12 protein-coding genes and 1 pseudogene are annotated in these 12,695 nt (G+C 71.9%); 12 read left to right on the top strand and 1 reads right to left on the bottom strand.

Annotation, left to right across the window (positions count from 1 at the left end; translation table 11 throughout):
• The first annotated feature begins 52 nt into the window (after positions 1 to 52).
• The gene (locus tag B4K29_RS13100) at positions 53 to 733 is read left to right on the top strand and encodes a uracil-DNA glycosylase (RefSeq protein WP_037210818.1); all 681 of its coding nucleotides are present in this window, start codon (positions 53 to 55) and stop codon (positions 731 to 733) included.
• On the top strand, positions 730 to 1,566 hold the full coding sequence (locus B4K29_RS13095) for an SGNH/GDSL hydrolase family protein (RefSeq protein ID WP_286956046.1): 837 nt from the start codon (positions 730 to 732) through the stop codon (positions 1,564 to 1,566). The genes B4K29_RS13100 and B4K29_RS13095 overlap by 4 nt, the downstream gene beginning before the upstream one ends.
• 93 nt (positions 1,567 to 1,659) lie before the next feature.
• Here B4K29_RS13095 and B4K29_RS13090 read toward each other — a convergent pair whose 3' ends face one another.
• The gene (locus B4K29_RS13090) at positions 1,660 to 2,961 is read right to left on the bottom strand and encodes a Fic family protein (RefSeq protein WP_286967639.1); all 1,302 of its coding nucleotides are present in this window, start codon (positions 2,959 to 2,961) and stop codon (positions 1,660 to 1,662) included.
• A gap of 318 nt (positions 2,962 to 3,279) precedes the next feature.
• On the opposite strand from B4K29_RS13090, the gene B4K29_RS13085 reads away from it, so the two are divergent.
• The 10 genes and pseudogenes from B4K29_RS13085 to B4K29_RS13040 form a co-directional block, all read left to right on the top strand.
• The gene (locus tag B4K29_RS13085; protein ID WP_286967636.1) at positions 3,280 to 4,296 is read left to right on the top strand and encodes an LLM class F420-dependent oxidoreductase; all 1,017 of its coding nucleotides are present in this window, start codon (positions 3,280 to 3,282) and stop codon (positions 4,294 to 4,296) included.
• A 105-nt stretch (positions 4,297 to 4,401) separates the two neighbouring features.
• Positions 4,402 to 5,553 carry an acyl-CoA dehydrogenase family protein gene (locus tag B4K29_RS13080; RefSeq protein ID WP_286960624.1) on the top strand — a complete coding sequence of 384 codons (1,152 nt, stop codon included), beginning with the start codon at positions 4,402 to 4,404 and terminating at the stop codon, positions 5,551 to 5,553.
• A 64-nt stretch (positions 5,554 to 5,617) separates the two neighbouring features.
• Positions 5,618 to 6,382: an SDR family NAD(P)-dependent oxidoreductase gene (locus B4K29_RS13075; RefSeq protein WP_286967634.1), complete on the top strand. Its 765-nt coding sequence runs from the start codon at positions 5,618 to 5,620 to the stop codon at positions 6,380 to 6,382.
• A gap of 189 nt (positions 6,383 to 6,571) precedes the next feature.
• Positions 6,572 to 7,867 (top strand): trypsin-like serine protease, encoded by a 1,296-nt coding sequence (locus tag B4K29_RS13070; RefSeq protein WP_286967633.1) that lies wholly within the window; start codon positions 6,572 to 6,574, stop codon positions 7,865 to 7,867.
• A gap of 174 nt (positions 7,868 to 8,041) precedes the next feature.
• A complete protein-coding gene (locus tag B4K29_RS13065; RefSeq protein ID WP_286967631.1) occupies positions 8,042 to 9,556 on the top strand; it encodes an acetyl-CoA hydrolase/transferase family protein in 1,515 nt (504 codons plus the stop codon).
• Positions 9,557 to 9,667: 111 nt separating this feature from the next.
• The gene (thiO, locus tag B4K29_RS13060; RefSeq protein WP_286967629.1) at positions 9,668 to 10,834 is read left to right on the top strand and encodes a glycine oxidase ThiO; all 1,167 of its coding nucleotides are present in this window, start codon (positions 9,668 to 9,670) and stop codon (positions 10,832 to 10,834) included.
• Entirely contained in the window at positions 10,831 to 11,031 is a 201-nt protein-coding gene (thiS, locus tag B4K29_RS13055; RefSeq protein ID WP_239262935.1) for a sulfur carrier protein ThiS, read from the top strand. The genes thiO and thiS overlap by 4 nt, the downstream gene beginning before the upstream one ends.
• 6 nt (positions 11,032 to 11,037) lie before the next feature.
• Positions 11,038 to 11,847 (top strand): thiazole synthase, encoded by an 810-nt coding sequence (locus B4K29_RS13050; protein ID WP_286955478.1) that lies wholly within the window; start codon positions 11,038 to 11,040, stop codon positions 11,845 to 11,847.
• Entirely contained in the window at positions 11,847 to 12,452 is a 606-nt protein-coding gene (locus B4K29_RS13045) for a thiamine phosphate synthase (RefSeq protein ID WP_286960618.1), read from the top strand. Before B4K29_RS13050 ends, B4K29_RS13045 begins: the two co-directional genes overlap by 1 nt.
• Before the next feature lie 49 nt (positions 12,453 to 12,501).
• Positions 12,502 to 12,695: pseudogene (locus B4K29_RS13040) on the top strand (SGNH/GDSL hydrolase family protein); the annotation flags it as partial.

Raw genomic sequence — 12,695 nt, 5'->3', positions numbered from 1 at the left:
CCGGACCCTGAGCGACACCTGATGGCGCCGGGATCCGTCTAGGGTGGTCGCCGTGACCCCGCCCCAGCCGCTGTCCGAGATCGTCCACCCCACGTGGGCGACGGCCCTCGAGCCGGTGGCCGACCAGGTGCGGGCCATGGGGGACTTCCTGCGGGCCGAGGTCGCGGCGGGTCGCCCCTACCTCCCGGCCGGGGCCCACGTGCTGCGCGCCTTCGAGCAGCCGCTGCCCGACGTGCGGGTGCTGATCGTCGGCCAGGACCCCTATCCCACCCCGGGTCACGCGGTGGGCCTGTCCTTCTCGGTCGCCCCGGACGTGCGCCCGATCCCCCGCTCGCTGGTCAACATCTATCAGGAGCTGACGACGGACCTCGGTGTCCCCCAGCCAGGCTCGGGCGACCTGTCGCCGTGGGCGGACCACGGCGTGCTGCTGCTCAACCGCGTCCTCACGGTCCAGCCCGGCAAGCCTGCCAGCCACCGGGGCAAGGGCTGGGAGGCCGTCACGGCCTGCGCGATCACGGCGCTGGTCGAGCGCGGCGGCCCTCTCGTGGCGATCCTGTGGGGTCGCGACGCCCGCAACCTGGCGCCCCACCTTCCCGGCATACCATGCATCGAGTCCGCCCACCCCTCACCCCTGTCGGCGCACGCCGGGTTCTTCGGCTCGCGACCGTTCAGCCGCGCCAACGCCGCCCTGCAGGAGCAGGGCGCCGAACCCATCGACTGGAGGCTCCCGTGAGCATCGCCCGTGATCCGAGGTCCTGGGGCCGCTACGTCGCCATCGGCGACTCCTTCACCGAGGGGATGAGCGACCCGGACCCGGCCTCTCCCGACGGTGACGTGTATGCCGGATGGGCGGACCGCCTCGCGGCGATGCTGGCCGTCGTGGCCGCCAAGGACGACCGGGAGCTGCGCTACGCCAACCTCGCCATCCGGGGCCGCCTGCTCGACGACATCGTGACCCGGCAGGTCGACGACGCGCTCGCGCTGGAGCCCGACCTCGTGTCGATCGTGGGCGGCGGCAACGACATCCTGCGACCACGCGCCGACATCGACGCGCTGGCGTCCCGCCTGGAGGAGGCGGTCGCCCGCATCCGCGCGACCGGCGCCGACGTCCTCATGGCGACCCCGACCGACCCCAAGGACGCCCCCCTCGTCGGCCTGACTCGCGGCCGCGTGGCGACCTACATCGCGCACATCGTGGCCATCGCGCAGCGGCACGAGTGCTACCTGCTCAACCAGTGGGCCCTCACGCCGCTCAAAGACTGGCGCATGTGGTCCGAGGACCGCATCCACATGACGCCGGACGGCCACGAGCGCGTCGCCGCCGAGGCCTTCCAGTCGCTGGGCTTCCCGCCCGAGCTCGCCGACTGGCGCACGCCGCTGCCGCCCATGGCCGCACCCGCCCGCTCCGAGGCGCTGCGCGGCAACGTCGAGTGGGCCCGCACCTACGTCGGCCCCTGGGTCCAGCGCCGCCTCACCGGCCGGTCGTCCGGCGACGGCCGCGCCCCCAAGTACCCCACGCTGCAGGTCGTCGACCCGCGCCGCGCCTTCGCCCCCTCCCAGCACTGACGGCCGCAGCCGCTGAGCTCTCAGAGCTTCTCGCAGGCGATCCCGCGCAGGACATCGCAGCAGGGCCAGAGCTTGTCGATGAGCCTGTCGGAGTCAGTCATGAGCGGGCCTTGCCGGAGGGGCTGTGGGAGCGCCGCGGTGAGGCGCGCTCTGTCTCGTGTCGAAGCGGGTGCTCGCGAGCCGACGTTCGGCCCAGGTGATCATGTCGAGGAGGTCGTCGGCCACGTAGGCCTGCCGCCCCGGCCCGATGGCCTTCCTCGTCAGGATCCGTGCTACGTAGAGCTCGTCCAGCGCCTTCCCGGCTGCGGTCCGCGAGACGCCGTGGATCCGGACCACGGTGGCTACGGTGAGGACTGGCGTCGCAGGAAGGTCCGCGAGGATCGCCGCCGTGGCCGAATCGCTACGCAGGCCGCGGGTGGCACCCTTCTTCGTCCGCTCCTCCGCAATCCTCGTGTCCCAGTCAGCGCGCAGAGCCGCCAGCTCGCTCGCGATCCGCTCCGCCTGGTCACAGGCAAGGATCGTCGCCGTCGAGAAGACGGCGATCCAGGCCGAGCGCACCGCCATCCCTGTCACCGAGTCCGCACTGGCGGCGACCCGGTATGTCGTCAGTCCCTCGACATACCGGCTGCGCATCGTCGACAGGACGAGGCTGATGGGCAGCACCGCGTCGCGAGTCAGTCCGCGGCGGGCGAGCACGGTGTGGATGAGTGCGCGGCCCACCCGGCCGTTGCCGTCGGTGAAGGGGTGAATCGTCTCGAACTGGGCGTGCGCCAGCGCCGCCTGGGCGATAGGCGAGTGCAGTCCTCCGGCGAGATAGGCGACGAGATCCTGCATGAGGGCGGGCACTCGCTCGGGGTCGGGAGGGACGAAGTCGGCGTCGAGGGGATGCCAGTCAGAGCCGCCGATCCAGTTCGGCACCTGCCGCAGCCCGTGGTGGTGCTCCTCCCGGGGGAGAAGGGACCGATGCAGGGCCTCGATGTCCTCGACCGCCACGTGATCGACGCCGACGAGGCGGGTGGTCGCTTCACGGACGACGGTCATGTTGTTCGCAACCATCTGCGCCTGCTCGCCGACCCCCTTGACCTCCTCGCTCTGACCCAGCTCGGCGAGCGCCACATTTCGGGCGGACGGCGCGATCCCCTCGATGCGCGACGACGCGATCGCCTCGGAGCGCAGGAGGAAGCGGGAGATCCCGGCAAGATCTCGAAGGTCCCCGTCGAGCGAACGCACACGCCGCTCGGCCTCCGCGACGAGCCGATCCGTCTCCGGGTCGAGAGCCAGCGCGGCGCCGACCAGCAGGTCCGGCACATATCGCGGGTAGGGCCCCGAACGCCGCTCGCGCCGAGGCAGGCTGGGCTCGGACGAGTCCCACCACGCCTGCTCCCACGTGCCCATAGTCGCTAGCCTTTCGTCGAGATGCCCTAAGATGCCCTGTGGCAACCTTAACGCTTAAAGTTGCCTCGACGGGGCCGCGGCGACACCTTGAGCCCTAAGGTCGGACGGCTGCCAGCTGCCGACTCGGCCCCGCGGCTCTCCCACACCCCTGACGAGCCGAGCGGTGAGATCCACTCGATCCGCCGCCACGCCGTCCTCACCGTCTGTGGATGGACCGTCCTGCGCGCGAGCGGGTGGGGTTCGTCATACGGCCCCGTCCTGGTCCCGCCCGGGCACCCCGGGCATACTGACCGGTAATCCAACGGTGAGGAGCAGGCGATGAAGCTGGGACTAGGACTGGGCTACTGGGGCGCGGGCAAGCCCGAGGGGGTCGAGGAGGCGGTCACGGCCGCCGAGGAGTGCGGGTTCGACTCCGTCTGGACGTCCGAGGCCTACGGGTCCGACGCCCTCACCCCCCTCGCCTGGCTCGGCGCCCGCACCACGCGCCTCACCCTGGGCACCGCCGTCATGCAGATGTCGGCGCGCACCCCCGCCGCCACCGCCATGGCCGCGATGACCATGGACCACCTCTCCGACGGACGGTTCGCGCTCGGCATCGGCGCCAGCGGCCCGCAGGTCGTCGAGGGGTGGTACGGCCAGCCCTACCGGCAGCCCCTCGCCCGGACCAGGGAGTATGTCGAGATCCTGCGCACCGCCATGCGTCGCGACGTCGTGCAGCACACCGGCCGGCACTACCAGGTGCCGATCGAGGGCGGGACCGGCCTCGGCAAGCCGCTCAGGTCCACGCTGCACCCCGTCCGCGAGACCATCCCGATCCTCGTCGCTGCCGAGGGGCCCAAGAACGTCGCCCTCGCGGCCGAGATCGCCGATGGCTGGCTGCCGCTGTTCTACTCCCCCTACGAGGACTCCTTCTACCGCCACTGCCTCGACGAGGGCTTCGCCGCGCGCGGGGGGCACCCGGACGGCTTCGAGGTGCCGCTGCCGGTGCAGGTCGTCGTGGACGAGGACGTCGAGCGTGCGGCCGACCGCCTGCGGCCGCACGTCGCCCTCTACGTCGGCGGGATGGGCGCCAAGGGCCAGAACTTCCACTACGACGCGGTCGCGCGCCTGGGCTTCGAGGCAGAGTGCGCGCGGATCCAGGAGCTGTTCCTGGCCGGCCGCAAGGAGGAGGCCATGGCCGCCGTCACGACCGAGATGGTGTCGCGGATCGCGCTCGTCGGGCCGGTCGCCAAGATCAAGGACGAGCTCGCCGCGTGGGAGGAGTCGCTGGTCACCACGATGGTCATCCACGGCAACGCCCGCACCGTCCGGCAGATCGCCGAGATCGTGCTGTAGGTCTGCGTGCTGCAGGTCTCCGTGCTGTAGATCACGGTCGCTGCGGGCCCCGGGCAGCGCTCCCGGGCCTGCGCCTTCCGCGACGTCAAGTCCTATCCTCAGGGCATGCCAGCCGAGCGCCTGATGCCCAACGACGAGTCCCAGGACCTCATCGACCTCACCCGCGAGATCTGCCGCGACAAGCTCGCGCCCCAGGTCGATGCCATGGAGGCCGCCCACGAGTTCCCCCGCGAGACCTTCACGCTGCTCGGCAGGTCGGGCCTGCTGACGCTGGCCTACCCCGAGGAGCTGGGCGGCGGCGGCCAGCCCTACGAGGTCTACCTGCAGGTGGTCGAGGAGATCGCCTACGCCTGGATGTCGGTGGCCGTGGGCGTGTCGGTGCACTCGCTGACCTGCTTCCCGGTCGCGACCTACGGCACCGAGGAGCAGCAGCGCGACCTGCTGGCCGGGATGCTCTCGGGCGAGCAGCTCGGGGCCTACTGCCTGTCCGAGCCGCAGGCCGGGTCCGACGTCGCCTCGATGACGACCCGGGCCACGCGCCAAGGGGACTCGGGTCCCTACGCCCTGCGCGGCACCAAGGCCTGGATCTCGCACGCCGGCCACGCCGACTTCTACACGACCTTCGCCCGCACGAGCGACGAGGGCGCCAAGGGCCTGTCCTGCTTCATCGTGCCGGGGGACGCGGCGGGGCTGGGCTTCGCCGAGCCCGAGCGCAAGATGGGCCTGCACTGCGACACGGTCCGCCAGGTCTACCTCGAGGGGGTCGAGGTCGACGAGGGTCGTCGCATCGGTGCCGAGGGTCAGGGTATGCCGATCGCGCTGGCCGCCCTCGACGCCGGACGTCTCGGCATCGCGGCGTGCGCCACGGGTCTGGCCCAGGCCGCGCTGGACGTGTCCGTGCGCTACGCCAAGGAGCGGGCGCAGTTCGGGCGGACGATCGGCGAGTTCCAGGGCCTGGCCTTCCTGCTCGCCGACATGGAGGCCGCCGTCCACCAGGCGCGGTCGACCTATCTGATGGCCGCCCGCATGAAGGACGCCGGGCGCAGCGTCGGCAAGCAGGCGTCGGTCGCCAAGCTCACGGCCACCGACGCGGCGATGAAGGTCACCACGGACGCGGTGCAGGTGCTCGGCGGCGCGGGCTACACGATGGACTTCCCCGTCGAGCGCTACATGCGCGAGGCCAAGGTCGCCCAGATCTTCGAGGGGACCAACCAGATCCAGCGCCTCGTCATCTCGCGGGCGCTGCTCCGCGGCTGAGCTCGTCCGGCTGCGGCCAGACCTATCATCCGATCGTCAACATCCCTCCAGGACAGGACATTTCGTGAAGATCACCGACCAGACCGTAGCCCTCGTCACCGGCGGCGGCTCGGGCCTCGGCGAGGCCACCACCCGCGCCCTGCACGCCGCCGGCGCGACCGTCGTCATCGTCGACCTCGAGTCCTCGCACGGGGCGCAGGTCGCGGCGGAGCTGGGCGAACGCGTGCGCTTCTGCCCCGCCGACGTGCGGGACGAGGTGGGGGTGCAGGCCGCCGTCGACGTCGCCGCGACGCTCGGTGAGCTGCGGATCGCGGTGTCCTGCGCGGGCGTGGCCACACCGGGTCGCGTCGTGGGGCGGGGTGGGCCCCTCGCGCTGGAGAAGTTCCGGACCGTCGTCGACATCAACCTCGTCGGCACCTTCAACGTCATGCGCCTGGCGGCGGCGGCCATGGTCGACAACGCGCCGGTCGACGGGGACCGGGGCGTCATCATCAGCACCGCCTCGATCGCGGCCTACGACGGGCAGGTCGGGCAGGCGGCATACGCCTCCTCCAAGGCGGGCATCGTCGGGCTGACGCTCACCGCCGCCCGGGACCTCGCCGACAAGGGCATCCGGGTCATGACCATCGCCCCGGGCACCATGGAGACCCCGATGATGGCGGGCATGCCGGAGGAGACGCGCGCCAGCCTCGGCGCCATGGTCCCGCACCCGTCACGCCTGGGCCGCCCGGAGGAGTTCGCGGAGCTGGCGGAGCACATCATCGCCAACCCCATGCTCAACGGCGAGGTGATCCGGCTCGACGGGGCGCTGCGCATGCCGCCGCGCTGACGACGGCGCCAACCTGGACAGAGGGCACGTTCCGTGACGGGACGTGCCCTCCGCGTATCTCGTGGCGTGTTGACCGATCAAGAAACAATCGGTGGCCAGAAGGTCTTTACACAGCCTGCAAGACGGTCCAGGATGATCCCCCATACGGCCCTCCCATCCCCAGGCCGTGCTCACCCACAGGAGTCATCGATGCGCCATCTGACTGTGCCACGCCCTGCCCTCATGTCCCTCGCGACCGCCGCCGTCGTCACGCTCGGCGCCGGGGCGCTCGCCCCCCTCGCCCAGGCCGACGCTCCGGCCTCGGCCCCCATCAACCCCATCGTCGGCGGGGGTCAGGCCCCCGAGGGCCGGTGGCCCATGGCCGTCAAGATCAAGATGACCACCTCCGGTGGCACCTTCGGCTGCGGCGGCACCCTGATCAGCCCCGACACCGTCCTGACGGCCCAGCACTGCCTCGACGAGACCCCCTCGACGATGACGGTCCAGGCCCTCATCGGCAAGGTCGACTACACCCAGGGTGAGTCCCGCAAGGTGGTCACGTGGAAGACGGGCGCCGGACCGCGCAAGGGCGACTGGGCGGTGGGCAAGCTGGACCGCCCGTCCACGATCACGACCTTCGCCCCCATCACCCCGGACACGTCGCTCGACCGCTCCCCCTGGTTCACCGCCATCGGCTGGGGCCGGCTCACCGAGGGCGGCGCGAGCACGCAGTACCTCCAGCAGGTGGACCTCCCCCTGCACACCGGCAGCGGCTGCCTCCCCTATGCCGACGCCGAGATCTGCGCCTCCGGCAACGGCACGGCCGGCACGGACACCTGCAACGGCGACTCCGGCGGCCCGCTCTTCGCCAAGAACGCCTACGGCCGTGACGTCCAGGTCGGCATCACCTCGTGGGGCGTCGGCTGCGCCCGCGCCAACGACGCGGGGCACTACACCAAGATCTCGGCCTACCGCTCGCAGATCCTGTCGGCCATCGACGCCATCGGCGGCACGCGACCCGGCGGCACGACGCCCACCCCGACGCCGACCCCGACACCGACGCCCACCCCGGGCAGCAACGCGGTCGTCAACGGTGGCTTCGAGTCCGGCCAGACCGGCTGGACCGGCACCACCGGCCCCATCACCAACAACGCCGGACGCCCCGCCCACACCGGCACCTGGAAGCTCTGGCTCGGCGGCAACGGCGCCACCGCCACCGAGTACGAGCAGCAGACCCTCACCGTCCCCGCCGGCCACAAGCTCACCTACTGGGTCGCCGTCGACAGCGCCGAGACCTCCAGCTACACCGCCTACGACAAGGCCACCGTCACCATCAACGGCTCCGCCGTGGCGTCCTACTCCAACCTGACCAAGACCAACGGCTACGTCCAGAAGACCGTCGACCTGTCCAGCTACGCCGGCCAGGCCGTCACCCTCAAGATCAGCGCCACCGAGGACTCCTCCGCCCAGTCCAGCTTCGTCTTCGACGACATCACCGTCCAGTAACCCCAGCGTCACCCCAGACAAACACAGCACGCAGAGGCCGTATGCCGGGTCCCCCTTCCCGGCATACGGCCTCGCCGTCCGTCACCGCGCCAAGGGCCACCCCACCGCATCACCCGACCGACCCCGGTCCTAGGGTTGGACCGACCCCAAGGACCGACCCCCGAGGTGATCTCGATGAGCTCCCGCGTCGCCAACCCCGCCCTCCGCAGCAAGATCATGACGGCCGATGACGCGGCCGCTCTCATCAGCCACGGCGACAACGTCGGGATGAGCGGGTTCACGGGCGCGGGCTATCCCAAGGCCGTCCCCAAGGCGCTCGCCGACCGGATGACCGCCGCCCACCAGCGCGGCGACGACTTCCGGGTCGGGGTGTGGACGGGCGCCTCGACGGCCCCGGAGCTGGACGGCGCGCTGGCCGAGGCCGACGGCGTGGAGCTGCGGCTCCCCTACCAGTCCGACCCGATCAGCCGCGCCAAGATCAACGCCGGCACGATGGAGTACATCGACGTCCACCTCTCGCACGTCGCGCAGATGACCTGGGAGGGCTTCCTCGGCAAGCTCGACGTCGCGCTGGTCGAGGTGGCCGCGGTCAACGAGGACGGCACGCTGCTCCCGTCGGCATCCGTGGGCAACAACAAGACCTGGATCGACCAGGCCGACACGGTGATCCTCGAGGTCAACGCCTGGCAGCGGATGGAGCTCGAGGGCATGCACGACATCTACTACGGCACCGCCCTGCCGCCCCACCGCAAGCCCGTGATGATCACCGACGCCGCCGACCGCATCGGGGACCCCTTCTTCCGCTGCCCGCCGGACAAGATCATCGGGATCGTCGAGACCGACGCCCCCGACCGCAACACGGCGTTCAAGGCGCTCGACGACGACTCCAAGGCCATCGCCGGTCACCTGATGGACTTCCTGCAGTCCGAGGTCCGGGCCGGCCGTATGCCGGAGAAGCTGCTCCCCCTGCAGAGCGGCGTCGGCAACATCGCCAACGCGGTGCTCGCCGGGCTGTCGGAGTCCCCGTGGAAGGGGCTGCAGGCCTACACCGAGGTGCTGCAGGACGGCATGCTCGACCTGATCGAGAACGGCACCATCGAGGTGGCGTCCGCGACAGCGTTCTCGTTGTCCCCCGAGGGAGTTCAGCGGTTCAACGACGACATCGACTTCTTCAGCAAGCGGATCATCATGCGTCCGCAGGAGATCTCCAACCACCCCGAGGTGATCCGCCGGCTCGGGGTCATCGCCAGCAACGGACTGATCGAGGCCGACATCTACGGCAACGTGAACTCGACGCACATCATGGGCTCGCGGATCCAGAACGGCATCGGCGGCTCCGGCGACTTCGCGCGCAACGCCTTCCTGTCGACCTTCGTCACGCCGTCGACGGCCAAGGGCGGCGCCCTGTCCTGCATCGTCCCGATGGTCACGCACGTCGACCACACCGAGCACGACGTGCAGGTCCTGATCACCGAGCAGGGTCTTGCCGACCTGCGCGGCTGCTCCCCGCGGCGCCGGGCGCAGCGGATCATCGACCACTGCGCGCACCCCGACTTCCGGCCGATGCTGCAGGACTACTTCGACCGGGCCCAGCGCGGCGCGTGGGGGATGCAGACGCCTCACCTGCTGGGCGAGGCGTTCAGCTGGCACGAGCGGTTCATGCAGACGGGCACGATGCGCCCGGCCTAGGATGGTGGGGTCCTCGCGGGAGCCCGGTGCACCGGGCTGAGAGGAGACCTGACGCCTGGTCTCGACCGCTGCACCGGCCCGGTCATGCGGGTCAGGGAGATCGGAGCGCAGATGTCCTCACCCGGCCCCAGGGTCGTCGTCCTCGGTGGCGGCGTCATCGGTCTCGCCTGCGCGTGGTCGCTGGCGAGCCGCGGGGCGGACGTCGAGCTGTGGGATCCCGCGCCGGGCCAGGGAGCCTCGCACGCCGCCGGCGGCATGCTGGCTCCGGTCAGCGAGGCGACCTACGAGGAGGAGGACCTGCTCGCCCTGGCGCTCGCGTCGCACGCCCGGTGGCCGAACTTCGCCGCGCGGCTCGAGGCTGCGTCGGACATCTCGCCCGACCTGCACACCGAGGGCGCCCTGCACGTCGGGATGGATCTCGACGACGCCCGCGAGGTATGGCGGACCGCCGACCTGCTGGAGCGCTACTCCCTTCCCTACCAACGGCTCTCGTCACGCGAGCTGCGTCGGGTGGCTACCGCTCTCGCGCCCGGTGCGCGTACCGCGCTGCTCGTCGAGAGCGACCTGTGGGTCGACAACCGGTTCGTGGTGCAGGGGCTCCGCGCGGCGGGGGTCCGGGCCGGGGTGGAGCTGGTCGCGCGGCGCGGGGCGCCGGTCGTCGAGGACGGACGGGTCGTCGCGGTGGCGTCCTGCGACCACGACACGCCACGCGAGTCCCGTTGCGACACCGTGGTCCTCGCGGCGGGCGTCGACAGCGGTGCGGTCCCGGGCGTCGCCGAGCTGGTCACCCTGCCGCTGCGCCCGGTCAAGGGGCAGATCCTGCGCATGGGCGGAGCCCGAGGCCTCCTCGACCACACGGTCCGGGGGACGGTGCACGGCGACCACGTCTATCTCATCCCCCGCATCACCGGCGAGCTCGTGATCGGCGCGACGTCCGAGGAGCTGGGCGACACCGACGTGACCGGGCGCGGCCTGCTGGAGCTGCTGCGCGCCGCCACCACCCTGCTGCCCGAGGTCGGTGAGCTGACGCTGGTCGACGCCGTCGCCCGGCTGCGCCCCGGCACCCCCGACAACGGACCCCTGCTCGGACTCGTCGGCACGCCCGGCCTGGTCGTCGCCACCGGTCACTTCCGCCACGGGATGCTGCTGACCCCCGTCACCGCCGACCTCGTGACCGACCTCGTGCTCGACGGTGTCACCGACATCGCCGAGGCGACCCCCTTCGCCGCCACCCGCTACCCACCTCCCTCCCGTCACCACCCTGAGGACAGCCCATGACCATCACCGTCAACGGCGAGAGCCGTTCCGTCGCAGACGGGCTCGACATCACCGGCCTCGTCGCCGAGCTCGGCCTGACCCCCGACGGCATCGCCGTGGCCGTCGACCACACCGTCGTCCCCCGCGGACGCTGGCAGGGCCGCACCCTCGACGACGGCGCCCAGGTCGAGATCGTCACCGCCATGCAGGGAGGCTGAGCCGCCATGTCCCCCACCACTCCTCACGCCCCGGCGGGCGCCACACCGTTGGACGACCCGCTCGTGGTCGGCGGGCACGAGCTCTCGTCCCGGCTGTTCCTCGGCACGGGCGGCTCGCGGCGCATCGCCGACCTCAAGGCCGCGGTGCTCGCCGCCGAGCCGAGCCTGGTCACCGTGGCCATGCGCCGCATCTCGACCACCGGCAAGGACGACACGCTCGGCCTGCTCCGCCGCCTCGGGTGCCGGCTGCTGCCCAACACGGCCGGCTGCTACACCGCGCGGGAGGCCGTGCTCACCGCCCAGCTCGCCCGGGAGGCGCTCGGCACCGACCTGATCAAGGTCGAGGTCATCGCCGACGACCGCACCCTGCTCCCGGACGTCGTCGAGCTCCTCGACGCGTGCGAACGGCTCGTCGACGACGGGTTCACGGTGCTGCCCTACACGACCGACGACCCCGTGATCGCGCGTCGGCTCGCCGATCTCGGCTGCGCCGCCGTCATGCCGCTGGGCTCCCCCATCGGCTCGGGCCTCGGCATCCGCAACCCGCACAACATCGAGCTGATCCGTGAGGCCGTCACCGTGCCCGTGGTGCTCGACGCAGGCATCGGCACCGCCTCGGACGCCGCCCTCGCCATGGAGCTCGGCTGCGACGCCGTGCTCGTCGCGTCCGCCGTCACCCGGTCCGAGCACCCCGCCGCGATGGCCGCCGCCATCCGCCACGCGACCATCGCTGGGCGCCTCGCCCATGGCGCCGGCCGCATCCCGGTCCGACGCCACGCTCTCGCGTCCTCCCCCATGCAGGGCCGCATCGACTGATGCCCTCCCGGCTGCTGGTCCTCACCGACCGCTCGCAGCTGCCGGCCGGCCGGTCGCTGGTCGAGCAGGTCGAGCGCTGCATCGATGCCGGGGCGTGCTGGGTGTGCCTGCGCGAGCGCGACCTGCCCGACGACCAGCGACTCGCCCTCGCCACGTCGCTCGCCGGCCTCCTGCGGCCGGTGGGTGGTCGGCTCGTCGTGGCGGCGCCCCTGCCTGCCGCGGCGGCGTGGGGCGCGGTGGCGGACGGCGTGCACCTGCGACGCAGCGATCCCGTCCCGCCGCACGCGTCGCTGGTGGGGCGCTCGACCCACGACGTGGCCGAGCTGCGTGCTGCGGTGGAGCAGGGGTGCGACTACGTCACGCTCTCGCCGTATGCCGCAACCGCCTCCAAGCCGGGCTACGGCCCCGCGCTCGGACCCGCAGGGCTTCGCCGGGTCATCGATGCGGTGCCCCTCGGCGAGACGAAGGTCCTTGCGCTGGGCGGCATCTCGGGCGAGACGGCCGCCGAGGCCATGGGCGCGGGTGCGCACGGGGTGGCCGTCATGGGCGAGGTGATGCGGGCGGGCGACCCCGGTCGCGTCATACGCGCGCTCCTGCCGGACTGAGCCGATCGCGCCCCTGGCGGGTCGGCCGTCGCCCTGCCACCCTGGGACGATGAAGCCGCTCCTGGCAGCGGGCCTCGTGGCCCTCACGATCGCCCTCGCGGGGTGCGGCGGAGGCGATCCGAGCACGACGGGCAGCACCGCTGCGGGGTCATCACCGGCGGGCTCCGCCACGGCCACGTCCACGTCCGCTCCCGCTCCGTCGTCGCCGTCCGAGACCGTCACCGTCACCGTGACCGCCTCTCC

This window comes from Arsenicicoccus sp. UBA6765 (assembly GCF_002453335.1).
GTDB classification, from domain to species: Bacteria; Actinomycetota; Actinomycetes; order Actinomycetales; family Dermatophilaceae; genus Arsenicicoccus; species Arsenicicoccus bolidensis.
Note: the sequence above shows the minus strand (reverse complement) of the source record. Positions and strands in the feature narration are given on the sequence as shown.